Annotated in this window: 29 protein-coding genes; 17 read left to right on the top strand and 12 right to left on the bottom strand. The window is 53.3% G+C overall.

Features of this window, described 5'->3' with window-relative positions:
• Positions 1-2 precede the first annotated feature (2 nt).
• From CTZ24_RS02495 to CTZ24_RS02480, 4 genes are read left to right on the top strand one after another with little or no spacing between them, the layout of a single operon-like run.
• Positions 3-1,619, top strand: coding sequence for a (2,3-dihydroxybenzoyl)adenylate synthase (locus tag CTZ24_RS02495; RefSeq protein WP_208724694.1), 1,617 nt, complete (start codon positions 3-5; stop codon positions 1,617-1,619).
• 17 nt (positions 1,620-1,636) lie between these two features.
• A complete protein-coding gene (locus tag CTZ24_RS02490; RefSeq protein ID WP_021185720.1) occupies positions 1,637-2,491 on the top strand; it encodes an isochorismatase family protein in 855 nt (284 codons plus the stop codon).
• Complete coding sequence (dhbA, locus tag CTZ24_RS02485; RefSeq protein ID WP_021185719.1) at positions 2,488-3,246, top strand: 2,3-dihydro-2,3-dihydroxybenzoate dehydrogenase; 759 nt, start codon at positions 2,488-2,490, stop codon at positions 3,244-3,246. Before CTZ24_RS02490 ends, dhbA begins: the two co-directional genes overlap by 4 nt.
• A gap of 3 nt (positions 3,247-3,249) precedes the next feature.
• Positions 3,250-3,666, top strand: a complete 417-nt coding sequence (locus CTZ24_RS02480; RefSeq protein ID WP_021185718.1) for a hotdog fold thioesterase — start codon at positions 3,250-3,252, stop codon at positions 3,664-3,666.
• A gap of 148 nt (positions 3,667-3,814) precedes the next feature.
• Here CTZ24_RS02480 and cgtA read toward each other — a convergent pair whose 3' ends face one another.
• From cgtA to rplU, 3 genes are all read right to left on the bottom strand, one after another.
• Positions 3,815-4,990 carry an Obg family GTPase CgtA gene (gene cgtA / locus CTZ24_RS02475; RefSeq protein ID WP_021184255.1) on the bottom strand — a complete coding sequence of 392 codons (1,176 nt, stop codon included), beginning with the start codon at positions 4,988-4,990 and terminating at the stop codon, positions 3,815-3,817.
• A 246-nt stretch (positions 4,991-5,236) separates the two neighbouring features.
• Entirely contained in the window at positions 5,237-5,494 is a 258-nt protein-coding gene (gene rpmA, locus CTZ24_RS02470; RefSeq protein WP_006121751.1) for a 50S ribosomal protein L27, read from the bottom strand.
• A gap of 15 nt (positions 5,495-5,509) precedes the next feature.
• A complete protein-coding gene (gene rplU, locus CTZ24_RS02465; protein WP_013507673.1) occupies positions 5,510-5,821 on the bottom strand; it encodes a 50S ribosomal protein L21 in 312 nt (103 codons plus the stop codon).
• A gap of 255 nt (positions 5,822-6,076) precedes the next feature.
• On the opposite strand from rplU, the gene ispB reads away from it, so the two are divergent.
• Together ispB and CTZ24_RS02455 are read left to right on the top strand one after the other, a co-directional pair.
• On the top strand, positions 6,077-7,048 hold the full coding sequence (ispB, locus tag CTZ24_RS02460) for an octaprenyl diphosphate synthase (RefSeq protein ID WP_013507672.1): 972 nt from the start codon (positions 6,077-6,079) through the stop codon (positions 7,046-7,048).
• A gap of 233 nt (positions 7,049-7,281) precedes the next feature.
• Entirely contained in the window at positions 7,282-7,593 is a 312-nt protein-coding gene (locus CTZ24_RS02455) for a helix-turn-helix domain-containing protein (protein WP_208724693.1), read from the top strand.
• Between the two features lie 57 nt (positions 7,594-7,650).
• Here CTZ24_RS02455 and murA read toward each other — a convergent pair whose 3' ends face one another.
• From murA to mlaF, 7 genes are all read right to left on the bottom strand, one after another.
• Positions 7,651-8,910: a UDP-N-acetylglucosamine 1-carboxyvinyltransferase gene (gene murA / locus CTZ24_RS02450; RefSeq protein ID WP_036626380.1), complete on the bottom strand. Its 1,260-nt coding sequence runs from the start codon at positions 8,908-8,910 to the stop codon at positions 7,651-7,653.
• Positions 8,911-8,964: 54 nt separating this feature from the next.
• Positions 8,965-9,222 carry a BolA family iron metabolism protein IbaG gene (gene ibaG, locus CTZ24_RS02445; protein WP_021184251.1) on the bottom strand — a complete coding sequence of 86 codons (258 nt, stop codon included), beginning with the start codon at positions 9,220-9,222 and terminating at the stop codon, positions 8,965-8,967.
• A gap of 115 nt (positions 9,223-9,337) precedes the next feature.
• A complete protein-coding gene (gene mlaB / locus CTZ24_RS02440) occupies positions 9,338-9,643 on the bottom strand; it encodes a lipid asymmetry maintenance protein MlaB (protein WP_021184250.1) in 306 nt (101 codons plus the stop codon).
• The gene (mlaC, locus tag CTZ24_RS02435; RefSeq protein WP_208724692.1) at positions 9,643-10,275 is read right to left on the bottom strand and encodes a phospholipid-binding protein MlaC; all 633 of its coding nucleotides are present in this window, start codon (positions 10,273-10,275) and stop codon (positions 9,643-9,645) included. The genes mlaB and mlaC overlap by 1 nt, the downstream gene beginning before the upstream one ends.
• Positions 10,276-10,294: 19 nt before the next feature.
• Complete coding sequence (gene mlaD, locus CTZ24_RS02430; protein WP_208724691.1) at positions 10,295-10,822, bottom strand: outer membrane lipid asymmetry maintenance protein MlaD; 528 nt, start codon at positions 10,820-10,822, stop codon at positions 10,295-10,297.
• 4 nt (positions 10,823-10,826) lie between these two features.
• Entirely contained in the window at positions 10,827-11,609 is a 783-nt protein-coding gene (gene mlaE, locus CTZ24_RS02425; protein WP_021184247.1) for a lipid asymmetry maintenance ABC transporter permease subunit MlaE, read from the bottom strand.
• 4 nt (positions 11,610-11,613) lie between these two features.
• Complete coding sequence (mlaF, locus tag CTZ24_RS02420; protein ID WP_021184246.1) at positions 11,614-12,429, bottom strand: phospholipid ABC transporter ATP-binding protein MlaF; 816 nt, start codon at positions 12,427-12,429, stop codon at positions 11,614-11,616.
• A 226-nt stretch (positions 12,430-12,655) separates the two neighbouring features.
• On the opposite strand from mlaF, the gene CTZ24_RS02415 reads away from it, so the two are divergent.
• From CTZ24_RS02415 to npr, 11 genes are all read left to right on the top strand, one after another.
• Positions 12,656-13,636, top strand: coding sequence for a calcium/sodium antiporter (locus tag CTZ24_RS02415; protein ID WP_021184245.1), 981 nt, complete (start codon positions 12,656-12,658; stop codon positions 13,634-13,636).
• A 16-nt stretch (positions 13,637-13,652) separates the two neighbouring features.
• Entirely contained in the window at positions 13,653-14,633 is a 981-nt protein-coding gene (kdsD, locus tag CTZ24_RS02410) for an arabinose-5-phosphate isomerase KdsD (RefSeq protein ID WP_021184244.1), read from the top strand.
• Positions 14,634-14,646: 13 nt separating this feature from the next.
• Positions 14,647-15,213, top strand: coding sequence for a 3-deoxy-manno-octulosonate-8-phosphatase KdsC (gene kdsC, locus CTZ24_RS02405; RefSeq protein ID WP_021184243.1), 567 nt, complete (start codon positions 14,647-14,649; stop codon positions 15,211-15,213).
• Positions 15,210-15,788, top strand: a complete 579-nt coding sequence (gene lptC / locus CTZ24_RS02400) for an LPS export ABC transporter periplasmic protein LptC (protein WP_021184242.1) — start codon at positions 15,210-15,212, stop codon at positions 15,786-15,788. The genes kdsC and lptC overlap by 4 nt, the downstream gene beginning before the upstream one ends.
• On the top strand, positions 15,757-16,311 hold the full coding sequence (lptA, locus tag CTZ24_RS02395; protein ID WP_036626375.1) for a lipopolysaccharide ABC transporter substrate-binding protein LptA: 555 nt from the start codon (positions 15,757-15,759) through the stop codon (positions 16,309-16,311). Before lptC ends, lptA begins: the two co-directional genes overlap by 32 nt.
• Before the next feature lie 5 nt (positions 16,312-16,316).
• Positions 16,317-17,042 carry an LPS export ABC transporter ATP-binding protein gene (lptB, locus tag CTZ24_RS02390; protein WP_021184240.1) on the top strand — a complete coding sequence of 242 codons (726 nt, stop codon included), beginning with the start codon at positions 16,317-16,319 and terminating at the stop codon, positions 17,040-17,042.
• 48 nt (positions 17,043-17,090) lie between these two features.
• Complete coding sequence (gene rpoN / locus CTZ24_RS02385; protein WP_021184239.1) at positions 17,091-18,524, top strand: RNA polymerase factor sigma-54; 1,434 nt, start codon at positions 17,091-17,093, stop codon at positions 18,522-18,524.
• A 21-nt stretch (positions 18,525-18,545) separates the two neighbouring features.
• The gene (gene hpf / locus CTZ24_RS02380; RefSeq protein WP_013507656.1) at positions 18,546-18,833 is read left to right on the top strand and encodes a ribosome hibernation promoting factor; all 288 of its coding nucleotides are present in this window, start codon (positions 18,546-18,548) and stop codon (positions 18,831-18,833) included.
• A 174-nt stretch (positions 18,834-19,007) separates the two neighbouring features.
• Complete coding sequence (ptsN, locus tag CTZ24_RS02375; protein WP_200864665.1) at positions 19,008-19,490, top strand: PTS IIA-like nitrogen regulatory protein PtsN; 483 nt, start codon at positions 19,008-19,010, stop codon at positions 19,488-19,490.
• Positions 19,491-19,542: 52 nt separating this feature from the next.
• Positions 19,543-20,397: an RNase adapter RapZ gene (gene rapZ / locus CTZ24_RS02370; RefSeq protein ID WP_013507654.1), complete on the top strand. Its 855-nt coding sequence runs from the start codon at positions 19,543-19,545 to the stop codon at positions 20,395-20,397.
• Positions 20,394-20,666: a PTS phosphocarrier protein NPr gene (npr, locus tag CTZ24_RS02365; RefSeq protein ID WP_013507653.1), complete on the top strand. Its 273-nt coding sequence runs from the start codon at positions 20,394-20,396 to the stop codon at positions 20,664-20,666. Before rapZ ends, npr begins: the two co-directional genes overlap by 4 nt.
• Positions 20,667-20,671: 5 nt before the next feature.
• Here npr and mtgA read toward each other — a convergent pair whose 3' ends face one another.
• Positions 20,672-21,394 (bottom strand): monofunctional biosynthetic peptidoglycan transglycosylase, encoded by a 723-nt coding sequence (gene mtgA, locus CTZ24_RS02360; RefSeq protein ID WP_208724690.1) that lies wholly within the window; start codon positions 21,392-21,394, stop codon positions 20,672-20,674.
• Positions 21,395-22,290: 896 nt separating this feature from the next.
• Positions 22,291-24,624, bottom strand: a complete 2,334-nt coding sequence (arcB, locus tag CTZ24_RS02355) for an aerobic respiration two-component sensor histidine kinase ArcB (RefSeq protein ID WP_208724689.1) — start codon at positions 24,622-24,624, stop codon at positions 22,291-22,293.
• Between the last annotated feature and the right edge of the window lie 826 nt (positions 24,625-25,450).

The raw sequence follows: 25,450 nt of genomic DNA, 5'->3' as shown, positions 1-25,450 counted from the left end.
CCATGAGTATTCCCTACAACCGCTGGCCTGACGAACTCGCCGCCCGTTACCGCGAAAAAGGCTACTGGCTCGACGTACCAATGACCGACATCCTGGCGCGTCAGCAACAGAATGACGCCATCGCGGTGATCGACGGCGAACGCCAAATCAGTTATCGCGAAATGGATCAGCTGACCGACAACCTGGCGGCTGCCCTGCAACGTCGCGGCCTGAAAACCGGCGATACCGCATTGGTGCAGCTCGGCAACGTGGCGGATTTCTATCTGACCCTGTTTGCCTTATTTAAAATCGGCGTGGCACCCGTCAATGCGTTGTTCAGCCATCAGCGCACAGAAATGACCGCCTACGCGGCGCAGATTGAACCGGTGCTGCTGATTGCCGATCGTACCCATCCGCTGTTCGCTGATGATAGCTTTATCGATGTGCTGTGCCGCAGCCATCCCTCGTTGCAGCAGGTGATTCTGCGCAATGACACCCAGCCGGAAAACACCCTGGAAACGCTGCTGGCGGAAAGCGCCGGTGATTTCACCCCAACGCCGAGTGCGGGTGATGAAGTGGCCTTCTTCCAGCTCTCCGGCGGCAGTACCGGTACGCCGAAGCTGATCCCGCGTACCCACAACGATTACTACTACAGCATTCGTGGCAGCGTGGATATTTGCGCCGTGACCGACCGCACCCGCTATCTGGTGGCACTGCCTGCGGCACATAACTTTCCGATGAGTTCACCCGGCGCACTCGGCGTGTTTTATGCCGGTGGTCAGGTGGTACTGGCCGCCGATCCCAGCGCAACACTGTGCTTTCCGTTGATCGAAAAACATCAGATCACCGATACCGGCCTGGTGCCGCCTGCGGTGAGCCTGTGGTTGCAGGCGATTCAGGAATGGGGCAGCAACAAACAGCTGGCCTCACTGGAACGGATGCAGGTGGGTGGTGCGAAGTTGGGTGAGACATTGGCTTCCCGCATCCAACAAGAAATTGGCTGCCGGTTACAACAGGTTTTCGGTATGGCGGAAGGGCTGGTGAACTACACACGCTTCGACGACGACGAGAAAACCATCCTCACCACCCAGGGACGTCCAATTTCTGATGATGATGAAGTCTGGGTCGCCGATGCCGATGGCAATGCATTGCCGGTGGGTGAAGTGGGCCGTCTGATGACACGCGGTCCTTATACCTTCCGTGGTTACTATCGCAGCCCGGAGCATAACGCCGCCAGCTTTGATGCCGACGGGTTTTACTGTTCCGGCGATCTGATTGAGATTAACCCGCAGGGTTACATCACCGTACAGGGACGCGAAAAAGATCAGATCAACCGTGGCGGAGAGAAGATCGCCGCAGAGGAGATCGAAAACCTGCTGCAACGTCACCCGGATGTGATTCACGCTGCGCTGGTATCGATGAATGATGAGCTGATGGGTGAAAAGAGCTGCGCCTTTATTGTCGCCAGCCAGCCGATTAAGCCGGTGGTGCTGCGTCGCCATCTGCGCGAACTGGGCGTAGCCGAGTTCAAATTACCCGATCGTATTACCTGCGTAGACGCCCTGCCGCTGACCCCGGTTGGTAAGGTAGATAAAAAACGTCTGCGCCAACAACTTGCCGACCAACAAGCGCAAGCCTGACCTGTTCCGGAGATTGTATGGCTATTCCAAAGTTGACCTCTTATCCGCTGCCGACCGCCACCGAGTTGCCTGCCAACAAGGTGAAATGGGCGCTGGAGCCGCAACGCGCGGCGCTGCTGATTCACGATATGCAGGCCTATTTCCTTAATTTTTGGGGCGAAAACAGCCCGCTGGTGAATCAGGTTGTCGAAAACATCGCGCGGCTGCGGGCTTACTGCAAAGCGCAAGGCATCCCGGTGTTCTACACCGCGCAGCCTAACCAGCAGAGCGATGAAGATCGTGCGCTACTGAATGATATGTGGGGACCCGGCCTCAACAAGCATCCCGATCAACAGAAGATCGTTGATGCTCTGGCACCGGATCAGCACGATCATGTACTGACCAAATGGCGTTACAGCGCCTTTCATCGTTCTCCGCTGGAGTCGATCCTGCAAGAGATGGGCCGCGATCAGCTGATCATTACCGGCGTTTACGCCCATATCGGTTGCCTGACCACCGCCACTGACGCCTTTATGCGCAACATCCAGCCATTTATGGTGGCCGATGCGCTGGCTGATTTTACCCGTGAAGAACATCTGATGGCGCTGACCTACACCGCTGGCCGTAGCGGCAAAGTGGTGATGACCGCTGATCTGATGCCGCTGCCGCTGAGCAAAGATGATCTGCGCGCGCTGATCCTGCCGCTGTTGGAAGATGACGATGTGCCGGAAGATGATGAGAATCTGATCGACTACGGTCTTGATTCCGTACGCGTGATGGCGCTGGCAGCGCGCTGGCGTCAGGTGCACAGCGATATCGATTTCGTTAGCCTGGCGAAGAATCCCAGCATTGACGGCTGGTGGGCACTGCTGTCGCGGGAGTCGACGAAATGAGCCTGCCGTTTGATTTCCGTGGAAAAATTGTCTGGGTAACCGGGGCCGGTAAAGGCATCGGCTACCATACGGCGCTGGCTTTTCATCAGGCGGGCGCGCAGGTGGTGGGCTTCGATCTGCGTTTTGATCAGGCAGACTATCCGTTTGCCTGTCAGGTGATGAACGTTGCTGATGCTGCTGAAGTGAAAACCGTCTGCCAGCGTCTGCTGGCGGATCAACCGCGTCTCGATGTGCTGGTAAACGGTGCTGGCATTCTGCGTATTGGCAGCACCGAAGAGCTGGCGTTTGAGGACTGGCAGGCTTGCCTCGCCGTCAACGCCGGTGGTGCGTTCAATATGTTCCAGCAGACGCTGCCGGTGTTCCGCCAGCAACGGGCCGGCGCTATCGTCACCATCGCTTCGAATGCCGCCCATGCACCACGCCTTGGCATGTCTGCCTATGGCGCATCCAAAGCGGCGCTACGTAGCCTGTGCCTCACCGTAGGTCTGGAGATGGCTCCGCTCGGCGTGCGTTGCAATATCGTCTCACCAGGATCGACCGATACCGATATGCAGCGCAGCCTGTGGCATACCCCGGAGGCGGAGCAGGAGATGATCAACGGTTTCCAGGATCAATATAAACTCGGGATCCCACTGCGTAAGATCGCCAAACCGCAGGAGATCGCTGCCAACATTCTGTTCCTTGCTTCCGATCTCGCCAGCCATGTGGTACTCCAGGATATCGTGGTGGACGGTGGCGCGACGCTGGGAGCCTGATGCATGGCAATCTGGAAACGATCGATAGAACTGGATGAACTGAACCGGATGGGTGAGAACTCACTGGTGGCACATCTGGGCATTGTGTTTACCGTGATCGGCGACGATTACCTGGAGGCCATCATGCCGGTAGATGCACGCACGCAGCAGCCATTTGGTTTGTTGCACGGTGGCGCATCGGTGGTGTTGGCGGAATCGATGGGATCGATTGCCGGCTATCTCAGCGTGGAAGAGGGAAAAAGCGTGGTGGGGATTGAGGTGAGTGCCAGTCATCACCGCGCGGTCAGCAGCGGCGAAGTGCGCGGTATCTGCCGCCCACTGCATCTCGGTGCACGTAATCAAAGCTGGCAGATCGAGATCCGCAATGGACGCGATCAGTTGTGCTGTAGTAGCCGTTTGACGGTGGCAGTGCTCGGGTAATTTGACCTGGTATGCCATCCTTTCTGCCGTAGCGGCGCGATTTATCGCGCGGGTGTTTCCGGCATTGTGTAGGGTATTGCGCGATAAATCGCGCCGCTACGCATCGGCAACAAAAAAGCGGCCATCTGGCCGCTTTTTGCTGGAGCAATTAACGCTGGTAAATGATTTCGACGCCCTCGTCGTCATCTTCATCCCAGTCGTCATCCCAGTCTTCGTCTTCTTCCACTTCCTGCGCGTTTTCCATCGCTTCACGGTGGTAATCATCCCACATGAAGGCAACTTTCTCCGGCTCTTTCGCTTCTTCTTCGACTTCTTTCGGGTTCGCGATGATGAAGCTCATCACGTCCCAACACAGGTCGTTGACGCCATCACGGCTGGCAGCGGAAATCAGATAGTATTTATTTTCCCAGCCCAGTGCTTCTGCAATCGCTTTAGCACGGCTTTCCGCTTCTTCACGGCTCAGCAGGTCAGTTTTGTTGAACACCAGCCAGCGCGGCTTCTGATACAGTTTATCGCTGTACTTTTCCAGCTCGCCGAGGATGATGCGCGCGTTTTCTACCGGATCAGACTCGTCAATCGGCGCGATGTCGATCAGGTGCAACAACACGCGGCAGCGTTCAAGGTGTTTCAGGAAACGAATACCCAGGCCCGCACCTTCCGCAGCACCTTCAATCAGGCCCGGAATGTCGGCGACCACAAAGCTTTTTTCGCTGTCCATACGCACCACGCCCAGGCTTGGCACCAGGGTGGTAAACGGATAATCAGCAACTTTTGGCTTAGCGGCAGAAACAGCACGAATAAAGGTCGATTTACCTGCATTCGGCAAACCAAGCATACCGACGTCAGCCAGCAGCATCAGCTCCAGTTGCAGGTCACGTTTTTCACCCGGCGTACCCATCGTTTTCTGGCGCGGAGTACGGTTCACAGAGGATTTAAAACGGGTATTGCCCAGACCATGCCAGCCGCCTTTGGCGACCATCAACTTCTGCTCGTGGCGTGTCATATCGCCCAGCGTTTCACCGGTGCCCTGGTCAATGACACGCGTCCCCACAGGGACTTTGACGATGATGTCTTTACCACGTTTGCCGGTACAGTCACGGCTCTGGCCATTCTGGCCACGCTCAGCACGGAAAGATTTTTCGAAACGATAATCGATCAGGGTATTCAGGTTTTCATCCGCCAGCAGGTAAACGTCGCCGCCATCACCGCCGTCACCACCGTCCGGACCACCTTTCGGAATGTATTTTTCGCGGCGGAAGCTGACGCAACCATTACCGCCATCACCCGCGACCACTAGGATCGTCGCTTCATCAACAAACTTCATTTTCTTTCTCCGTCACACTAACGTTCTCAGCGGGTTCCCAACTGCGAACGGGTCCGCCAGGGTCTTCTGCGCTGACCGGCGGCGGATAATACAGGATGGGCAATGCCTTGTGTACATAAATTGTACAGCAATCTGCGTCAGGATGCAGGCTTACGCGCGCTCCGCAGCAGAATGTAAAAAGCCCCGCAAAGCTGCGGGGCCTTTCATTCGTTCGTTCAGACGTTAACCGTCTGCGTCACGACAACCTTACTCAGCAACGATGCTGATGTATTTACGGTTGTTCGGACCTTTAACTTCGAATTTAACTTTGCCGTCTGCGGTAGCAAACAAGGTGTGGTCACGACCACAACCTACGTTGTTACCAGCGTGGAATTTGGTACCACGCTGACGAACGATGATGCTACCTGCCAGAACAGATTCACCACCGAAACGTTTAACACCCAGACGTTTTGCATTGGAGTCACGACCGTTACGAGTCGAGCCACCAGCCTTTTTATGTGCCATTTGTCAGATCTCCTCTTAGGCGCTGATGCCAGTGATTTTCACATCAGTGAACCACTGACGGTGGCCCTGCTGCTTACGGTAGTGCTTACGACGACGAAACTTAACGATTTTAATTTTCTCGCCACGACCATGAGCAACAACTTCTGCTTTGATCACGCCGCCTGAAACCAGTGGCGCGCCGATTTTCACGTCTTCGCCATTTGCAATCATCAGAACCTGGTCGAACTCGATGGTTTCACCGGTTGCGATGTCCAGCTTTTCCAGGCGAACGGTCTGACCTTCGCTTACTCGGTGTTGTTTACCACCACTTTGGAAAACCGCGTACATATAAAACTCCGCTTCTGCGCATGCCTTTTTGTTTATCAGGCGGCGCTATAAATATTCACAATAGGGCGCGAATTCTACGCAAATCTCCAGCAGAAGACAAGTGCACTTTGCACTCTCTTGCAGAAAAAAAGCGCAGGATGAATGCAAACGTTTATCGAGGCGATTTTTCAAGTACAATCAGTAACAGATTACCTGAACTCACGCTGGGTAAAAGCGCTTACCATGCCGAGAAACGAGTCATAGCTGAACAGACGAATGAACTTAGAACAGATTAATGAATTAACCGCGCAGGACATGGCGGCCGTCAACCAGACCATCCTCGACCAGCTGAATTCAGATGTCTCGCTGATTAACCAGTTGGGTTATTACATCATCAGCGGCGGCGGAAAACGTATTCGCCCGATGATTGCGGTGCTGTCAGCACGCGCACTGAATTACCAGGGTTCGCAACATATCACCAATGCGGCGCTGATCGAATTTATCCACACCGCCACGCTGCTGCATGACGATGTGGTGGATGAATCCGATATGCGTCGTGGCAAAGCGACGGCCAATGCCGCCTTTGGCAACGCTGCCAGCGTGCTGGTCGGTGATTTTATCTACACCCGTGCTTTCCAGATGATGACCAGCATGGGATCCCTGAAGATCCTTGCACTGATGTCTGAAGCGGTAAACGTGATCGCCGAGGGCGAAGTGTTACAGCTGATGAACGTCAACGATCCGGATATCACTGAAGAGAATTACATGCGGGTGATTTACAGCAAAACCGCCCGTCTGTTTGAAGCTGCTTCGCAAGCGTCCGCCATTCTCGCTGAAGCCACCCCGGCACAAGAAAAAGCGCTCCAGGATTATGGTCGCTATATTGGCACCGCTTTCCAGTTAATTGACGATTTGCTGGACTACAGCGCCGACGGTGAGACGCTGGGCAAAAATACCGGTGATGATCTGAGTGAAGGGAAACCGACGCTGCCCTTGCTGCATGCCATGCACCACGGCACGCCTGAGCAGGCGCAGATGATTCGTCGCGCCATTGAAGAGGGTAATGGCCGCCATCTGCTGGAACCCGTGCTGGAAGCGATGCAACAATGCGGCTCGCTGGCGTGGACGCGCCAACGCGCGGAAGAAGAGGCTGATAAAGCGATCGCTGCGCTGAAAATCCTGCCGGAAACGCCGTGGCGTAGCGCACTTGAGGCCCTGGCCCATATGTCCGTCCAACGCGATTTTTAATCTCTATGGGGCCGTTTCTGGCCCCTTCTCGCTCTCACTTCTGCTCCATCCTTTTACATCGTTTGCAAAACTTTTGCGAAATATCACGCAGTTATTGATCATTACTTGAAACTTACTGGAAATTTCTGGAATCTTTTTGCTATAAATATCTGTAACTTTCCAGCTACCTTTGCGAAGGAAAGGCATATTCTCCCGTTGGATTAGATGGCAACATGGACAAGGAGTAGAAGTTTATGCGCATAAGGAGAAAAGACTGGCATTCGGCTGACATTATCGCCCGCCTGAGAAAAAAGGGGATGACAATGGCGGAATTGTCACGACAGTCAGGTCTGAGCTCATCAACGCTGGCCAATGCAATCGTTCGCCCCTGGCCGAAAGGTGAATGGTTGATTGCCGGAGCACTCAATATTCATCCCTCAGAGATCTGGCCGAGCCGGTATTATGATCCTAAGACACGTTGCTTACGCGATCGCAAAGTACGCCTGCCCGCTGAAAAAGATCCTGAATTGCCTGTAGATCCTGAAGCCTCTTGCCCGGATCTCTGACAAAAAAAACCAGCCGCATCATGCGACTGGTTTCTTTATTTCAAGCCGATAAGATCGTTATTCGCCGCTAACGCGTTCGATATTCGCACCCATCGCTTTCAGCTTATCTTCGATATGCTCATAACCACGATCGATATGGTAAATGCGATCAACCAACGTGGTGCCTTCCGCAATGCAACCTGCCAATACCAGGCTGGCCGACGCACGTAAGTCAGTCGCCATCACCTGAGCACCAGAAAGAGTTTCAACGCCATGACAGATCGCCGTGTTGCTTTCGATTTCCGCGTGCGCACCCATGCGGATCAGCTCAGGGATGTGCATAAAGCGGTTTTCGAAGATCGTCTCGGTGATCACGCCAGTACCTTCTGCCACCAGGTTAAGCAGCGTGAACTGCGCCTGCATGTCAGTCGGGAAGCCCGGATGCGGAGCAGTGCGAACATTGACCGCTTTCGGACGCTTACCATGCATATCAAGGCTGATCCAGTCTTCACCGGTTTCGATATCCGCACCGGCATCCCGCAGTTTAGCCAGTACGGCATCCAGCGTATCAGGCTGGGTATTGTGGCACAGCACTTTGCCACGCGAGATCGCCGCCGCCACCAGGAAAGTACCGGTTTCGATACGGTCTGGCAGTACGCGATACACGCCGCCACCCAGGCGTTCTACACCTTCGATGGTGATTTTATCAGTACCTGCGCCACTGATTTTCGCACCCAGGGTGTTGAGGAAGTTTGCCGTATCGACAATTTCCGGTTCACGCGCGGCGTTTTCAATGATAGTGGTACCGGTCGCCAGGGTCGCTGCGCTCATAATGGTCACGGTGGCACCCACGCTCACTTTGTCCATCACGATATGCGCGCCTTTCAGACGACCATCAACCGAGGCTTTGACATAGCCCTCTTCCAGTTTGATCTCCGCACCCAGCTGCTCAAGGCCGGTAATGTGCAGATCAACCGGACGTGCACCAATCGCGCAGCCGCCCGGCAGTGACACTTGTCCCTGACCAAAGCGCGCAACCAGCGGCCCCAGCGCCCAAATGGAGGCTCGCATGGTTTTAACCAGATCGTAAGGCGCACAGAAGACATTAACTTCGCGCGCATCAACGTGTACCGAACCATTGCGTTCAACTTTCGCACCCAGCTGACTCAGCAGCTTCATGGTGGTGTCGATGTCACGCAGTTTCGGCACATTCTGAATCTCTACTGGCTCTTCAGCCAACAGCGCTGCAAACAGAATAGGTAGCGCAGCGTTTTTCGCCCCGGAGATGGTGACTTCACCACTCAAACGGGTCGGGCCTTGCACACGAAATTTGTCCATTAACATGGTTCTCAATATCCATCCCAACAAGCCCGCCTGAGCAGGCTTGTGCACTTAGAAACCGTTAAGTTTCCGATCGCGCGCCCACTCGGCAGGGGTATAAGTTTTAATAGAAACCGCATGAATGCGATTATCCGCAATATATTCCATCAGAGGCGCGTAAACCGCCTGCTGTTTTTTAACCCGGCTCAGCTCGCCAAACATCTCACCGACGGCAATCACCTGAAAGTGGCTGCCATCGTTGCTGAGGACATGTACTTCGTCTAACGGCAGCGCCTGCATCAGCACAGCCTGAACTTCACTATTTTCCATCGCTCTTTGCTTCAAGTTAATAAGAATAAGCCAGACATCTTAGAGGAAAGTTCCTGACTCTTAAATACGCAAAAGCCCCTGAAAGCATCAGGGGCTTTATAGATGTGGATAATGATTAGGCGGTTTGTTCCGCAGAAACAATTATCTGCTGGAGGTTATAAAGCGTAATCAGTGACTGGAGTTTCTCGGTAATACCGCTAAAGCATGGCGTGCTGCCTTGCGCACGAACGATTTCACGTAAATGCACCAACAACGCCAGACCTGCCGAATCAACACGATCCAGCGCAGCCACATCAATGGTATCGATGCCTGCCATAGCCGTTTCACGCTGATGCCACAAGGCAAGAAGCGTATCACGGTCCAGTTTGCCGCTCAGGGCCAGTGTGCTGCCAGTGCGCTGCCAGCGTAATGGTTCGCTCATTATTGCTGCTTATCCAGAGAGATAGGCTGCGCTGCTGAGGCTTTCAACTGCGCGGTCAGACCATCAATACCTTTGGTGCGCAGCAGATCGCCCCACTCATTCTGTTTGGTGGTGATCATACTGATGCCTTCAGCCACCATGTCATAGGCTTGCCAGTCACCGGTGCGGGTGTTCTTACGCCACTGGAAATCAAGGCGAACCGGCGGGCGACCATTAGGATCAATAATCGTGACACGAATTGCCAGGATATTGGCATCGCCAATCGGCTGTTCCGGTTGGATTTGGTAGGTCTGACCGTGATACAGGGCCAGAGCCTGACCGTAAGCCTGCGCCAGATAATCACCAAAAGCGGCAAAGTAAGCATCACGCTGCGCAGGAGTCGCATCACGATAGTAACGGCCCAGCACCAATGCACCGGCGTATTTGATCTGGACATACGGCAGCAATTCCTGGCGCACGATATCGCGCAGGTAGTTCGGGTCCTGCTTGATCTTCGGCTGTTCGTTTTTCAGGCGAGTAAAGGTTTTCGCCGCCGCTTCATCCATCAGTTTATAGGGATTGCTCTGGTCCGCGGCCGTAGCGGCCAGGGGAACGATGGCCAGCATGGCAATCATCAGTAAACGTTTTAACATCGTGTTGTACCTCTTGGGATTATTCCGTTACTGCGGGTGCGCTCTCCGCACCCTGTTGTTTATTATCGTTTTTATTGTCGCCGCTCTTATACAAGAACTGGCCAATTAAATCTTCCAGCACCAGCGCCGATTTGGTATCGCGCAGCGTACCGCCATCTTTCAGCATCGCTGATCCGAGATCCGGGTCATCAAAGCCCAGATTCAACGCCAGAAACTGTTCACCCAGTAATCCCTGGGTGCGGATCGCCAGTGAACTGGTGTCCGGTATTTTGTCAGCGTATTGATCGCTGATCGCCATCGTCACGCGCGGCGACAGGGTTTTATCATCCAGAGAGATATCGGTCACTCGACCAATCACCACGCCGCCAATCTTGACCGGCGAGCTGACTTTCAGGCCGCCGATATTATCGAACGTGGCATACAGCTTCCATGTAGGTTCAGTCCCCAGCGACTTCAGGTCAGCAACACGCAGGCTGAGAAACAGCATTGCCAGCAGAGCCAGCAGCATGAAGACGCCTACCCAAATTTCGTTTTTCTTGCTTTGCATTGCATCATTTCCCAAACATCAGTGCTGTCAGCACAAAATCCAATCCGAGTACCGCCAGTGAAGCGTGCACCACGGTACGCGTCGTCGCCCGACTGATCCCTTCCGAGGTCGGGATGGCATCATAGCCATTGAACAGCGCAATCCAGGTTACCGTAATGGCGAAGACTGCGCTTTTGATAATGCAGTTGATGACATCAGTACGGAAATCCACGGCATTTTGCATCGCGGACCAGAAGAACCCTGGATCGATCCCCTTCCAGCTGACACCCACCAACGCGCCGCCCGCAATCCCCACAGCCGTAAAAATCAACGCCAGCAGCGGCATGCTGATAAAACCAGCCCAGAAACGCGGTGACACCACGCGGCGCAGCGGGTCGACTGCCATCATCTCCATGCTGGAGAGCTGCTCAGTCGCCTTCATCAGGCCAATTTCCGCCGTCAACGCCGATCCTGCGCGCCCGGCAAACAGCAAGGCGGTGACCACCGGGCCAAGTTCACGCAGCAGCGACAGCGCCACCAACATGCCAAGGCTGGTTTCCGCGCTGTAGGTGGTGAGAACCAGATAGCCCTGCAATCCCAGCACCATACCGATAAACAACCCGGAAACCATGATGATCAGCAGTGACATGACGCCCACGCTGTAGAGTTGCTTAATCAGCAATGGCGCGTGTTTGCGAAACGCCGGTTTACCCACCAGCGCATGAAACAACATCATTCCTGCGCGACCAAACGCCGCACAGGTGTTTATCCCCTGACGTCCAAGTGACGCCAGCGCCTGTAACAACATCAGTTTAGGTTCTCCCTGCTTGGGTCAAATCAGCCAGATAATCCCCGGCCGGAAAGCGGAATGGCACCGGGCCATCCGCATGCCCCTCAATAAACTGGCGCACGCGTGGATCTGCGTTTTGTCGCAATTCAGGCGCACTTCCCTGAGCAATAACTTTTTGCCCGGCAACAATATAGGCATGATCCGCAATGCTCAAGACCTCTGGCACATCGTGCGAAACCACAATGCAGGTTACGCCCAGCGAATGGTTCAACTCATCAATCAATTTCACCAGCACACCCATAGTGATCGGATCCTGACCGACAAAGGGTTCATCAAACATGATCAGATCCGGCTCCAGCGCAATCGCGCGCGCCAGGGCAGCACGCCGTGCCATACCGCCCGACAGTTCCGCCGGTTTGAGTTGTGCCGCGCCGCGCAGCCCCACCGCCTCCAGCTTCATCATCACCGTGCTGTGCAGCAGCTCCGGCGGTAATTGCGTATGCTCACGCAACGGCCAGGCGACATTGTCAAAGACGCTAAGATCGGTAAAAAGTGCCCCCGACTGGAACAACATGCTCATTTTTTTACGCACTTCATACAATCTGCTGCGCGACAATGAGGGAATGTTCTCATCGTGAAACCAGATTTCACCTTTATCCGGTTGCAGCTGGCCACCAATCAGACGAAGTAATGTGGTTTTACCAATACCTGACGGCCCCATGATGGCGGTAACTTTGCCCGCCGGTACCGTTAAGGATATGTCGTCGAAGATGGTGCGATCTCCGCGCGAAAAGCTCACGCCACGAACCTCAACCAGATTCGCTTGTTGCTGGATCATCTTTACCTCTTAATGGGGATCGGGCGTTATCGTGTCCGGGGATGGTAGCCTGTAAGGCCGCAATGCACGAGAGTTTTACAGAAACTTACCCACCCGGTGTGGCGAAAACCGCCTTAAAATTTACTTTTGCCTCTCAGACAGTCAAAATCAGCGCCTGTTTCAATGCGCTAATGTTTTTACCCGTCGGTCAAGGTGTGCCGACACCCCCGGCCATCAAGGATTTTTCATGTTCGTAGCCACTGCCCTGCTGTTCATTGGATTGATTTTACTGGCTTACGGTGCTGACCGATTAGTTTTCAGTGCCGCGATCCTCAGTCGATCCTTTGGCATCCCGCCATTAATCATCGGTATGACGGTGGTCAGCATCGGCACTTCGCTTCCAGAATTGATCGTCTCTTTCTCCGCCGCGCAACATGGGCAGATGGATTTAGCAGTAGGCACAGCTCTGGGTTCGAACATCACCAATATTTTGCTAATCCTGGGCGGCGCGGCGCTGCTGCACCCCTTAACCGTCCACTCCAATCTGATTCGTCGCGAACTCCCGTTAATGCTGCTGGTCTCACTGCTGAGCGGCATCATGTTGTTTGATAATCATCTTAGCCGCCTCGATGGTGTGGCTTTGTTGCTGATTGCGCTGGTTTATCTGTTGGTGGTGATCCGCATCGCGCGCCGTGCCGAACGCGAGAACAATGACACCCTGACGCGCGAACAATTAGCCGAGCTACCACGCGATGAAACCGGTAATACCGTGGCCTTCCTGTGGCTTGCTGTGGCGTTGCTAATCCTGCCTATGTCGACCCGGATGGTGATCGATAACGCGACGGTCTTTGCCGACTATTTCGGGGTGAGTGAACTGGTGATGGGCCTGACGCTGATCTCGGTAGGTACCAGCCTGCCAGAGCTGGCGACTGTGATTGCCGGGGCCATGAAAGGCGAGGACGATATCGCCATCGGCAACCTGATCGGTGCCAACATTTATAATCTGGCTATCGTACTGGGCCTGCCTGCGCTGATTCATCCGGGCAGTATTGATCCCCACGCGTTTGCCCGGGATTACTGGGTCATGTTGGGGGTTAGCGTGTTGTTCGCCCTGCTGTGCCTGCAACCGCGACGCCGAATTGGCCGGGCAGCAGGCACCTTGTTGTTAGCTGGATTTATCGTGTGGGTGTGCTGGCTGTGGCTTAGCCCCATGTTTACCCCAAGTTAATAAGGACAGACTGAGCATGTCACATCAGCGACTGGATTTTGACTTTCAACAGGCGGGCAAAGCGGTGCTGCGCATTGAGCGCGAAGGACTTGAGCAACTCGATCAATATATCAATGACGATTTCTCCCGCGCCTGCGAAATGATCTTTGCCTGTCGGGGCAAAGTGGTGGTGATGGGTATGGGCAAGTCCGGACATATCGGCAAAAAAATCGCCGCCACGTTCGCCAGCACCGGAACGCCAGCGTTCTTTGTTCATCCGGCGGAAGCCAGCCACGGTGACCTTGGCATGGTCAGCACCGATGATGTGGTGGTGGCCATTTCTAATAGCGGCGAATCCAACGAAATCCTCGCGCTAATCCCGGTTCTTAAGCGACAGAAAGTCCAGCTGATTTGTATCACCAGCCGTGCCGACAGCGCGATGGGACGTGCCGCCGATGTGCATCTGTGCGTCAAAGTGCCACAGGAAGCCTGTCCTCTTGGGCTGGCCCCAACCACCAGCACCACCGCAACGCTGGTGATGGGCGATGCGCTGGCCGTCGCGCTGCTGGAAGCGCGTGGCTTTACCCAGGAAGATTTTGCACTGTCCCATCCCGGTGGAGCTCTCGGACGTAAACTGCTGCTGCATGTCAGCGACATCATGCACAGCGGCGACGAGATCCCGCATGTCTCTCGGGATGCCTCACTGCGTGATGCGTTGCTGGAGATCACGCGTAAAAATCTCGGCCTGACGGTGATCGTTGATGACCTGATGAAAATCGAAGGCATCTTTACCGATGGTGACTTGCGTCGGGTGTTTGATATGGGTATCGATTTCCAGTCAGCCAGCATCAAAGATGTGATGACACGCGGCGGTATTCGCGTACGTCCCAACCTGCTGGCCGTTGACGCCCTTAATCTGATGCAAAACAAAAACATCACTGCGCTGCTGGTGGCCGATGACGATCGCCTGCTCGGTGTGGTACATATGCATGACATGCTGCGCGCTGGCGTTGTCTGAACAGGAAAAGAACATGAGTGTTGAAACAGCTGCAATCGAGACCTGCTATGGTCCGGTAAGCGCAGAAGTGATGGCGCGCGCAGCGCAGATCCGCCTGCTGATTTGTGATGTGGACGGCGTAATGTCAGACGGCCTGATTTATATGGGCAACAGCGGCGAAGAACTGAAAGCTTTCAACGTGCGCGATGGCTATGGCATTCGTTGCCTGCTGACCTCCGGCATTGAAGTGGCTATTATTACCGGCCGCAATGCCAAACTGATGGAAGATCGCTGCAAAACCCTCGGCATTACGCATCTTTACCAGGGACAATCGGATAAGCTTTTGGCCTGGCGCGAACTCCTGGATAAACTGTCATTATCTGCGGAACAGGTGGCGTATATCGGTGATGACCTGATCGACTGGCCGGTAATGGCCCGCGTGGGTCTGAGCGTAGCGGTCGCCGATGCGCACCCGATTCTGTTGCCGCGCGCGCATTACGTCACCCGCATTGCCGGTGGCCGCGGTGCGGTACGTGAACTTTGCGATCTGATCTTAATGGCGCAGAACAAATTTGAGGATGCCAAAGGGCAATCAGTATGAGTAAAAGCAGGCGTTGGATAACGCTGATTCTGGCCCTAATCGCTCTGGTGCTGATTGGCTGGAATCTTACCAACCAGGATGAGAGCAAAGCGCCGGTTACCACCAACGACCAGGAGCCGACTTACACCAGTTCGACTTCTCACACCGTGGTGTACAATCCAGACGGTGCGCTGGCCTACAAACTGATTTCGGATAAAGTGACCTACTTTGCTGCCGATGAACTGAGCTGGTTCGATAATCCGGTGATGACCACTTACGACGTGAATAAAATTCCGACCTGGTCTGTGCGCGCCGATAAGGCAAAGCTCACCAAAGATCGTATGCTTTATCTTTACGGCCACGTTGAAGTGAACACCCTGACGCAGGATTCGGAGCTGGAACGCATTAAAACCGATAATGCGGTGGTCAATCTCGTCACCCAGGATGTTACCTCAGACGATCAGGTCACCCTTTATGGCCGCAGTTTTAACTCTACTGGCATGAAGATGCGCGGCAACTTACGGACGAAAAATGCCCAGTTGATTGAAAAGGTCAAATCCTCCTATGAAATCCAAAATGAAAAACAACAGCCTTAAATTACTGCTGGTCAGCGCCCTGTTAGCCACCAGCTTGCCCGCTCTGGCATTAACCGGGGATTCTGACAAACCCGTGAATATCGATTCAGAGAATCAGTCGCTGGATCTGCAAGGCAATGTCGCTACCTTTACCGGCAACGTCATCGTGACTCAGGGATCGATCAAGATCACCGCCGACAAAGTCGTCGTCACTCGCCCGGGTGGTGACAGCAAAAAAACCATCGTTGATGCCTGGGGCAACCCGGCAACCTTTTATCAGATGCAGGACAACGGTAAGCCGGTACAGGGTCATGCGGCCAAATTGCACTATGAACTGGCGAATGACTTTGTTGAGCTGACGGGTAACGCCTACATTGAACAGTTGGATAGCAATATCAAAGGCGATCGCATCACCTATCTGGTGAAAGAACAGAAAATGCAGGCCTACAGTCAGGGCCAGAGCAAACGCGTGACCACCGTGCTGGTGCCGTCGCAGTTGCAGGACAAAAACGGTTCATCCCAGAGCCAAAAGAAGAGTAACTAATTTCTATGGCCACACTGATCGCTGAAAACCTGGCGAAAGCCTACAAAGGCCGCCGCGTGGTAGAAGACGTTAGCCTGCAAGTTAAATCCGGCGAAATTGTCGGATTGCTTGGCCCCAACGGGGCCGGTAAAACCACCACCTTCTACATGGTGGTCGGAATTGTGCCGCGCGATGCCGGTCGTATTGTGATTGATGATGAAGACATCAGCATTCTGCCGCTGCATGCGCGTGCCCGTCGCGGCATTGGTTATCTGCCGCAGGAAGCCTCGATTTTCCGTCGCCTCAGCGTTTACGACAACCTGATGGCCGTATTGCAGATCCGTGACGATCTCAGCGAAGAGCAGCGTCAGGATCGAGCCAACGAACTGATGGAAGAGTTCCACATCGAACACCTGCGTGACAGCATGGGCCAGGCACTCTCCGGCGGTGAACGCCGTCGTGTCGAGATTGCCCGCGCGCTGGCTGCCAATCCTAAGTTTATCCTGCTGGATGAACCATTTGCCGGTGTTGACCCGATTTCCGTCATTGATATCAAGAAGATCATTGAACATCTGCGCGACAGTGGGTTGGGTGTGCTGATTACCGACCACAACGTACGCGAAACCCTTGCCGTTTGTGAACGCGCTTACATCGTCAGCCAGGGGCATCTGATTGCTCACGGCACACCCGATGAAATACTTGCAGATGAGCAGGTTAAGCGTGTTTATTTGGGCGAAGAGTTCAGACTCTGATAAGGTGTCGGAACCTCCGACGTTTGCTTAGGAAATTCAATCCGGATTATGAAGCAAGGTTTGCAACTCAGGCTCAGCCAACAGCTGGCGATGACACCCCAGTTGCAGCAGGCAATTCGCTTGCTGCAACTCTCTACGCTTGAACTCCAGCAGGAATTACAACTGGCGCTGGAAAGCAACCCATTGCTCGAACAATCAGAACTCCATGAAGAAGTAGACGCACGCGAATATCAGGAAAGCGAAGCCCTCGACACCCGCGAGGCGCTGGAACAGAAGGACATGCCGGAAGAGCTGCCGCTCGATGCAACCTGGGATGAAATCTACACCGCCGGAACGCCTTCCGGTACGGGTACCGATTACCAGGATGATGAGCTGCCGGTCTATCAGGGCGAAACCACGCAGTCGTTGCAGGATTATCTGATGTGGCAGGTTGAGCTGACACCGTTCACCGATACCGACCGCGCCATTGCGACTTCGATTGTCGATGCCATTGACGACACCGGTTATCTCACCGTGACGCTCCAGGATATTTGCGACAGCATCGGTGATGAAGAACTGACGCTGGAAGAAGTGGAAGCGGTATTGAAACGCGTACAGCGTTTTGATCCGGTCGGCGTTGGCGCACGCGATTTGCGTGATTGCCTGCTGGTGCAGCTGTCCCAATATGCCGCCGATACGCCGATGCTGGCGGAAGCACGGTTGATTGTGAGCGATCATCTTGATCTGCTGGCCAATCACGATTTCCGTAGCCTGATGCGCATGACGCGTCTGAAAGAAGATGTGCTGAAAGAGGCAATGTTGCTGATTCAGTCGCTTGATCCGCGCCCAGGTCAGTCGGTCAACACCAGCGAGCCTGAGTATGTCATCCCGGATGTACTGGTACGCAAGGTCGGCACCCGCTGGACAGTTGAGCTAAATGCCGACAGCGTACCGCGTCTCAAAATTAATCAGCACTACGCTGCGATGGGCGGTGCGGCGCGTAATGACAGCGACAGCCAGTTTATCCGCAGCAATTTACAGGAAGCCAAATGGCTGATTAAGAGCCTGGAGAGCCGTAACGACACGCTGCTGAAAGTGACTCGCTGTATTGTCGAGCAGCAGCAGGCGTTTTTTGAACAGGGCGAGGAGTACATGCGTCCGATGGTGCTGGCGGATATCGCCCAGGCCGTGGATATGCATGAATCCACCATTTCCCGTGTTACCACGCAGAAGTACTTGCATAGCCCGCGTGGCATCTTTGAACTGAAATATTTTTTCTCCAGTCATGTGAATACCGAAGGTGGCGGCGAAGCCTCCTCGACGGCAATTCGTGCGTTGGTGAAAAAATTGATCTCTGCGGAAAATCCCGCAAAACCCTTGAGCGACAGCAAACTGACCTCCATGTTATCTGAACAGGGCATCATGGTGGCCCGCCGTACGGTTGCTAAGTATCGCGAGTCTTTGTCCATCCCGCCCTCGAATCAGCGCAAGCAGCTGGTTTGAATGTATTGAGAAGGAAGACCTATGCAAATAAACCTTACCGGACTGAATGTAGAGATTACCGAGCCGCTGCGCGAATTTGTAAATAGCAAATTTGCCAAACTGGAACACTATTTTGATCGGATTAATCAGGTCTATATTGTTCTGAAAGTGGAAAAGGTAACGCAGATTGCTGATGCAACACTGCATGTGAACGGCGGTGAATTGCACGCGACATCGGAAGCGGAAGACATGTACGCGGCGATTGACGGATTGATCGACAAGCTTTCCCGTCAGTTGACCAAACATAAAGATAAACTGAAAAAACACTAACCTTCACGCTTGCAGAGTACTGATAGGTTCGGTACTCAGAGCACAGAATGGGGCGGGCTGACCGCCCCGTTTTGTCATCTGCGCAAGCGCCAACAGGAGACACTGCATTTTTCCCGTGATAAGGGGTAAAGTGGGTGATCCTCGCGGCTATGTGAACTCGCAAGTGAAACGATGATGAACAACGATCTGACACTGGAATTGAGCTCGGTCCTTACGCTGGACTGCACCCGCAGCGGCGTACACTGCCAGAGTAAAAAACGTGCGCTGGAAATAATCAGCGAACTGGCAGCCAAACAGCTCAATCTGCCTCACCAGACGCTTTTCGAAGCGATCCTCACCCGTGAACGCATGGGCAGTACCGGTATTGGCAATGGTATTGCCATTCCACATGGCAAACTGGAGGAGGACACGCTGCGCGCCGTAGGCGTGTTCATTAGCCTCGATCAACCTATCGCTTTTGATGCGGTGGATAACCAGCCTGTGGACCTGCTGTTTGCGCTACTGGTGCCCGCAGACCAGTGTAAAACCCATCTGCATACATTATCGCTGGTGGCAAAACGTCTGGCAGATAAAACCGTCTGTCGCCGTCTGCGCGCTGCGCAGAGCGATGAAGAACTCTATGCCATTATCACAGAAGCGCAGGAAGACCACCCTTAAGCGACAGATACTTTTACCGGCCAATGCGCCGGTTTAAAACGGGAGAAATGTGATGGTGCTGATGATCGTTAGCGGTCGGTCAGGCTCAGGAAAATCAGTCGCGTTGCGTGCGCTTGAGGACATGGGGTTTTACTGTGTCGATAACCTGCCAGTGGTATTGCTGCCAGAACTGGCCAATACCTTAAGCGAACGCAACATCTCTGCTGCCGTCAGTATCGACGTGCGCAATATGCCGGAATCACCGGAGATTTTCGAAACCGCGCTTAACAACCTGCCGGACTCGTTTTCGCCACAGTTGCTGTTCCTCGACGCCGATCGCAACACGCTGATCCGTCGCTACAGCGACACACGCCGCCTGCATCCACTCTCCAGTAAGAATTTGTCACTGGAAAGCGCGATTGATGAGGAGAGCGACCTGCTTGAACCACTGCGTTCACGGGCTGACCTGATCATTGATACCTCCGAGATGTCGGTGCATGAGTTGGCTGAAATGCTTCGCACCCGTCTGCTGGGTAAACGCGAACGCGAGCTAACGATGGTGTTTGAATCCTTTGGCTTCAAGCATGGCATTCCGATTGATGCCGATTATGTGTTTGATGTGCGTTTTCTGCCTAACCCACACTGGGACCCAAAACTGCGTCCGATGACCGGCCTTGATCGCCCGGTGGCCGCGTTCCTCGACCGGCATACTGAAGTGCACAACTTTATCTATCAGACACGCAGCTACCTTGAATTGTGGCTCCCCATGCTGGAAACCAATAATCGTAGCTATCTCACTGTCGCAATCGGTTGTACCGGTGGTAAGCATCGTTCGGTCTATATCGCCGAACAACTGGCCGACTATTTCCGTTCGCGCGGTAAAAATGTGCAATCCCGTCATCGCACCCTGGAAAAACGCAAATCATGACCGTGAAGCAAACCGTTGAGATTCGTAATAAATTGGGCATGCATGCGCGCCCGGCGATGAAGTTGTTTGAACTGGTGCAAAGTTTCGACGCAGAAGTGCTGCTGCGTAATGAAGCAGGAACGGAAGCGGAAGCCAGCAGCGTAATTGCGCTGCTGATGCTGGATTCCGCCAAAGGCGGCCATATTGAGATTGAAGCCAGCGGCCCGGAAGAAACCCAGGCGCTGGCAGCGGTAATTGAATTGTTTGAAGCCGGTTTTGATGAGGATTAACCGCTTCAGTGCAATTTGTAGCGGTTAAGGAAACCTTCCCCACCCAGTTGCCGCATCTGGCGCATAATCCATTGCTGTCTCTGACGGATGTAACCTGAAGGGGCGTCGGCGCGAAAACGGATCGGATTAGGCAATACCGCCGCCAGCAGCGCCGCTTCTGCCATAGTCAGGCGACTGGCGGGTTTATGAAAATAGCGCTGGGATGCCTCTTCTACCCCAAACACACCGTTGCCAAATTCGGCGATATTCAGATAGACCGTAAGAATGCGTCGCTTGGTCCAGACCGTTTCGATTCCTACCGTCAATCCCGCTTCCAGCCCTTTACGAACCCAACTGCGTCCATCCCACAAAAACAGGTTTTTCGCGGTTTGTTGCGATAGCGTCGAAGCACCACGCATCCGTTCATCACCCTCGTTATCCAGCACCGACTGAATCGCGGCAACGTCAAATCCCCAGTGTTCTGGAAATTTTTGATCTTCAGAGGCAATGACCGCCAGCGCCATCCACGGTGAGATCTCATCCATGCTGACCCAATCCGAATGCGCCACATAGCCAAAATTGCCGTGCAGCCAGGCACCCAGCTGTCGTTCAACCATCACTGCGGAAAAAGGCACCGGCAAGAAGGAAAATAGCAAAATCCCTGCCAGCCAAATACCCAGCCAGGCGAGAAGAAATTTTGCGATCCACACTTTTACACGTTGCCAAAGTTTCCCTTTATTCTTAGCCATCAAATTATCTCTTACCTGTTCCCTGTATTAATCAATCACCAAGGTCACCATAGCATTCGATGATAGTCGAATACGAAGAATCGCTGCCTGACCAGTTGATTTATCGAACAAATTCATTGCCTGCGCAACCATCGTTCCTTTAATAGAGCCAAATACATCAAGCACTTCCGCTATGAAGGAATCGGTTCCATGCTTAAATACTCATCGGAAAAGTTGCTGACAGACACTTCATTAAATGTTATCAAGATCACGCAAATTGGTTCACGATACTTAACATTGAAATTTCACAGTGGTTGATCCCTCTCATTGATTATTGAGAGCATTCCGAAAAAAATGTGTAAATTATCCGCAAGGGCTTTGCGCTATCTTCGAATTATGGTTAAGCAATTTGCCTACTTTTTGGTTTACATCCATCGTTAAAACCTGAATCTGGAACTTTCTATCGATGGTTTCCAAAACGTTTTGGATAACCCGCGCCACCAACCGTGTTTCATGCCATATTTCATGCATTTACTACGAAAAAAAGCGAATTTTTCCTGACCAGGCGACTTTCGTCGCACTTGCCGGGTTTTTACGTCACTTCAGCGAGTTAAAACCCGACCAAAAACAGAACGACTGGTCAAAATTAATGCAATGAGTCAAAGAAATTGATTCCTTGCTTGACTGTGTCAGCAAATTAATGTTTTCTGTATTTAAACGCTGCTCAACATCACACAATTTAATGAATCTTGTCACAAGTGGTGACGAATTTGCTAAGGTGGTTTTGAAGCGTTAACCAATACCACGCTGTTGCTCAGGATAGACCTCAAATAATAGCAGCAGCGCCATTTTCCCTGGTGTTGGCGCAGTATTCGCGCACCCCGGTTTCGACTGGGGTCATTTTTTTCTGGTCCTTGTTACTTTTCCCGCGCTGCAACCCATTCACGTAAGACATTCACGTCATGCTGCCATTCTTGTTTTAATTCGTCGATCCACTCCTGAACGTTGTCCCACCACGCAGGCAATTCGGGTGACTGGATCTGTTTGGCCAGCTTTTGCAGATGCAGCAAACCGACCGAACCCGCTGCACCTTTGATTTTGTGACCCTCTTCGGCAATGCCTTTCTGGTCGCGCGCCATCATGTTCGAGTCAAGCACGTCGAGATAGCCTGGCATCATCTTTTCAAACATCGTCAGGCTTTGCGTAATCAACCCAGGCCCCACCAGCTCGATATACTGTTCCAGCATGGGCACATCCAGCAGCGTCCGGTTTTTCTCTTCTGACGGTTCAGCCATCGGGGTGTCGGTTTCCGTCTGATAATCCCAGAACTTTTTAATCATCGCGGTCAGTGCAGGGACGGCCAGTGGTTTGCTCAGCACATCATCCATACCGGCATCCAGATACTCTTTTTTATCTTTCAGCACGTTGGCGGTCAGAGCCACTAACGGTGGCAGCATCTCTCCGGCGTGTCGCTGATGAATGGCACGCGACACATCAAGGCCGGTCATATCCGGTAACTGGATATCCAGCAGCACCAAATCAAACTCCTGCGGGTCGAACATCTCCAGCGCGGCGGTGCCGGTCATCGCCACCTCCACGCTACAACCGAGCTTCTCCAGCACCGAACGCGCCACAATCACGTTCAGTTCAATATCCTCAACCAACAGGACATGCAACGCCGGCAGTGGCATCGCATCGTCCAGATTGTCGTCCTCAACCTCTTCCGCGACCCGTGGTGCCTTTATCTCGACGGTGAAGCAGGAACCCTGCCCCTGAACGCTACGTACCGTGATATCGCCGCCCATCGCCTGTGCCAGACGACGTGATACTGCCAGTCCAATCCCCGTGCCCGTGGCGGGTTTACCACCATGCTGATCTTTCACCTGATAATACATGGCGAAGATTTTGTCCTGTTCCTCTTGTGGGATCCCCATGCCGGAGTCTTCCACCTCAAAATGCAGCGTCTCATCCTGGTGATAGGCAACGCGCACCACGATCTCGCCCTGCTGGGTAAATTTCACCGCGTTACCAATCAAATTCCACAGGATCTGCCGCAGTCGGGTGCCATCCGCCGAAATTTTATGGGGCAGCGGCAGTTCAGGCGACATGACAAACTTTAGCCCTTTCGGCTGTGCCAGCAGACCAGAGAGGTTTTCCAGGTCCGCCAGGAAGCCGGTAAAGTCGAGCGGTTGGTTATCGAGTTGCACTTTACGTCGCTCGATTTTGTCCACCTCAATCACATCATTAAAGATGTTGCCCAGGGTGATGGCGGAGACGTGAATGGTTTTCAGGTACTTCAACTGCTCCTGATTGAGGTCGGTATCCAACAGAATGCGGCTCAGGCCAACAATGCCGTTAAGCGGCGTACGCAGCTCGTGGCTGATAGTTGAGATAAAGGTGGTTTTCTCACGGCTGGCGTTCTCCAGCGCGTCCTGATAGCGCTTACGCTCGGTAATATCACGTCCAAAGCCCATCAGACCACTGCGTTTCCCAACGCGGTCGTAATAAGGCACTTTACGGATTTCGAAACAGGCTTTACGCCCATCGGGATATTGCAGCCACTGTTCGTAAGTCAGGGAGACATTGTGCCGGAATACTTTTTCATCCGTTTCCAGCACCTTGGTTGCGGCATCTTCGTCGTAAATATCGCGCGGCGTCAGGCCAATGAGCTGTTTCTCACTCAATCCGGTCAGCAGTTCCATCGCCCGGTTACACCCGGAGAATTGCTTGTCGATATTGCGGTAGAACACCAGGTCCGGTGACGCATCAAGGAATGATCGCAGAAAGGAGGATTGCTGCTCCAGCTCAATCTGCGCCTGCTCACGCCGAGCCATCTCTTCGCGCAGCTTATCCATCACCTGCTCACGCGCCTGTTCGGCTTTAATACGGTCGGCAATCTCCTGATTGAGCTGGGTAATGGTTTCTTTCATCTGCTGATTCAGCTCAAGATCGCGCGTGCGCATCTCTTCCAGCTTATCCACCAGGCGGGAGAGACGCTGACGCGACTCTTCCAGTTGATCAACCACTACCGAGAGGAAATAGACCGCCCAGGGGGTAATCAGCAGACCAAAGAACACCGAACGCACCACATCAATGCTCTCAACATGACCGCGCAGGACCATAGTGACGGCCATCTGGACCACCATCGCCAGCACCACCAGTGCCGAAGCCAACAGTAGCGAAAAGCGTACCAGTCCCAGTTTGACCATTAAATCAACGTAGTACTGCGCTAAAAGACGAATCTGTTTCATTACCCGCTCCCTGAACGAAATCTGGCTCATGATAGCGCAATTATCCGCGCTCCGCGCTGGTTGCCCTTACCCAATCGCTGAGGTTATGCCCCGTTATGGTGCATTGCCGGACTATTTCGCCGACGTTCCCGCCATTATGCTGAAAGCGCTTGACTAATTCCGCCAACTGAATAATCTGGAGGGCCGCGCTTTTGCGGCCCATTTCTCAGCACCTCGTGCGAATCAATACCCTGGCAGCCATATCGTCCGATGGTTGCTGTTACTTTTTGCATATCCATTCAACTTAAGCGCTGTTTTAAGCACGCCTCTGATGATTAATTTTACTAATGACGACCCCTGGTCTGATTCAAATATGACGCCATAAGAAAAACAGATACATCCTGTGCACGAAGTGGTCCAAACAGCATTTTATGCTGAAAACATTTCCTTCCCCAGCATGGTGCAGAGATTTGATGGCTGCACCACAGTGAGACGGCTCACACTTCCTGCGGGATTACGCGGGGGTACATCGTCAACTTTTTCACCAAATTAATAATAAAAATCATCAAGTTAAGCGACAAAAAAGCATATTACCCTCAATAAAGCTGGCTATTTGACCTGAGTACGCTTTCCCGATAAGTTGGAATTCCGCTGGATGCTTTCCTGTCGGGCCAGTGTCTCGGCATATCTATGCAGCAAGAAGACTCCCTCTAGATGCAAGTTATCTCCAGTTAAGAGACCCGGATTAAAGAGCAGCTCATCAAGGACGTCCATACTATGTCTTGAGAGGAATTGCTCGGTGTTGCGACGCCCGCTCATTGCCGAGCGGAGCAGAAATTGATACAGC

It is taken from the genome of Pantoea phytobeneficialis (genome assembly GCF_009728735.1).
GTDB classification, from domain to species: domain Bacteria; phylum Pseudomonadota; class Gammaproteobacteria; order Enterobacterales; family Enterobacteriaceae; genus Pantoea; species Pantoea phytobeneficialis.
The sequence above is the reverse complement of the archived record's forward strand: the minus strand, read 5'-3'. Positions and strand labels throughout refer to the sequence as shown.

Excerpts from the sequence above, each read along its gene's own strand:
- murA (WP_036626380.1), bottom strand. The coding sequence starts at position 8,910 with ATGGACAAATTTCGTGTGCAAGGCCCGACCCGTTTGAGTGGTGAAGTC.
- CTZ24_RS02455 (WP_208724693.1), top strand. The coding sequence starts at position 7,282 with ATGCGCATAAGGAGAAAAGACTGGCATTCGGCTGACATTATCGCCCGC.
- arcB (WP_208724689.1), bottom strand. The coding sequence starts at position 24,624 with ATGAAACAGATTCGTCTTTTAGCGCAGTACTACGTTGATTTAATGGTC.
- rapZ (WP_013507654.1), top strand. The coding sequence starts at position 19,543 with ATGGTGCTGATGATCGTTAGCGGTCGGTCAGGCTCAGGAAAATCAGTC.
- mlaC (WP_208724692.1), bottom strand. The coding sequence starts at position 10,275 with ATGTTAAAACGTTTACTGATGATTGCCATGCTGGCCATCGTTCCCCTG.
- kdsC (WP_021184243.1), top strand. The coding sequence starts at position 14,647 with ATGAGTGTTGAAACAGCTGCAATCGAGACCTGCTATGGTCCGGTAAGC.
- CTZ24_RS02490 (WP_021185720.1), top strand. The coding sequence starts at position 1,637 with ATGGCTATTCCAAAGTTGACCTCTTATCCGCTGCCGACCGCCACCGAG.
- cgtA (WP_021184255.1), bottom strand. The coding sequence starts at position 4,990 with ATGAAGTTTGTTGATGAAGCGACGATCCTAGTGGTCGCGGGTGATGGC.
- hpf (WP_013507656.1), top strand. The coding sequence starts at position 18,546 with ATGCAAATAAACCTTACCGGACTGAATGTAGAGATTACCGAGCCGCTG.
- mlaB (WP_021184250.1), bottom strand. The coding sequence starts at position 9,643 with ATGAGCGAACCATTACGCTGGCAGCGCACTGGCAGCACACTGGCCCTG.
- ibaG (WP_021184251.1), bottom strand. The coding sequence starts at position 9,222 with ATGGAAAATAGTGAAGTTCAGGCTGTGCTGATGCAGGCGCTGCCGTTA.
- lptC (WP_021184242.1), top strand. The coding sequence starts at position 15,210 with ATGAGTAAAAGCAGGCGTTGGATAACGCTGATTCTGGCCCTAATCGCT.
- CTZ24_RS02415 (WP_021184245.1), top strand. The coding sequence starts at position 12,656 with ATGTTCGTAGCCACTGCCCTGCTGTTCATTGGATTGATTTTACTGGCT.
- npr (WP_013507653.1), top strand. The coding sequence starts at position 20,394 with ATGACCGTGAAGCAAACCGTTGAGATTCGTAATAAATTGGGCATGCAT.
- mtgA (WP_208724690.1), bottom strand. The coding sequence starts at position 21,394 with ATGGCTAAGAATAAAGGGAAACTTTGGCAACGTGTAAAAGTGTGGATC.
- lptB (WP_021184240.1), top strand. The coding sequence starts at position 16,317 with ATGGCCACACTGATCGCTGAAAACCTGGCGAAAGCCTACAAAGGCCGC.
- ptsN (WP_200864665.1), top strand. The coding sequence starts at position 19,008 with ATGAACAACGATCTGACACTGGAATTGAGCTCGGTCCTTACGCTGGAC.
- mlaE (WP_021184247.1), bottom strand. The coding sequence starts at position 11,609 with ATGTTGTTACAGGCGCTGGCGTCACTTGGACGTCAGGGGATAAACACC.
- rpmA (WP_006121751.1), bottom strand. The coding sequence starts at position 5,494 with ATGGCACATAAAAAGGCTGGTGGCTCGACTCGTAACGGTCGTGACTCC.
- lptA (WP_036626375.1), top strand. The coding sequence starts at position 15,757 with ATGAAATCCAAAATGAAAAACAACAGCCTTAAATTACTGCTGGTCAGC.
- CTZ24_RS02480 (WP_021185718.1), top strand. The coding sequence starts at position 3,250 with ATGGCAATCTGGAAACGATCGATAGAACTGGATGAACTGAACCGGATG.
- rpoN (WP_021184239.1), top strand. The coding sequence starts at position 17,091 with ATGAAGCAAGGTTTGCAACTCAGGCTCAGCCAACAGCTGGCGATGACA.
- mlaD (WP_208724691.1), bottom strand. The coding sequence starts at position 10,822 with ATGCAAAGCAAGAAAAACGAAATTTGGGTAGGCGTCTTCATGCTGCTG.
- dhbA (WP_021185719.1), top strand. The coding sequence starts at position 2,488 with ATGAGCCTGCCGTTTGATTTCCGTGGAAAAATTGTCTGGGTAACCGGG.
- mlaF (WP_021184246.1), bottom strand. The coding sequence starts at position 12,429 with ATGATCCAGCAACAAGCGAATCTGGTTGAGGTTCGTGGCGTGAGCTTT.
- rplU (WP_013507673.1), bottom strand. The coding sequence starts at position 5,821 with ATGTACGCGGTTTTCCAAAGTGGTGGTAAACAACACCGAGTAAGCGAA.
- ispB (WP_013507672.1), top strand. The coding sequence starts at position 6,077 with ATGAACTTAGAACAGATTAATGAATTAACCGCGCAGGACATGGCGGCC.
- kdsD (WP_021184244.1), top strand. The coding sequence starts at position 13,653 with ATGTCACATCAGCGACTGGATTTTGACTTTCAACAGGCGGGCAAAGCG.
- CTZ24_RS02495 (WP_208724694.1), top strand. The coding sequence starts at position 3 with ATGAGTATTCCCTACAACCGCTGGCCTGACGAACTCGCCGCCCGTTAC.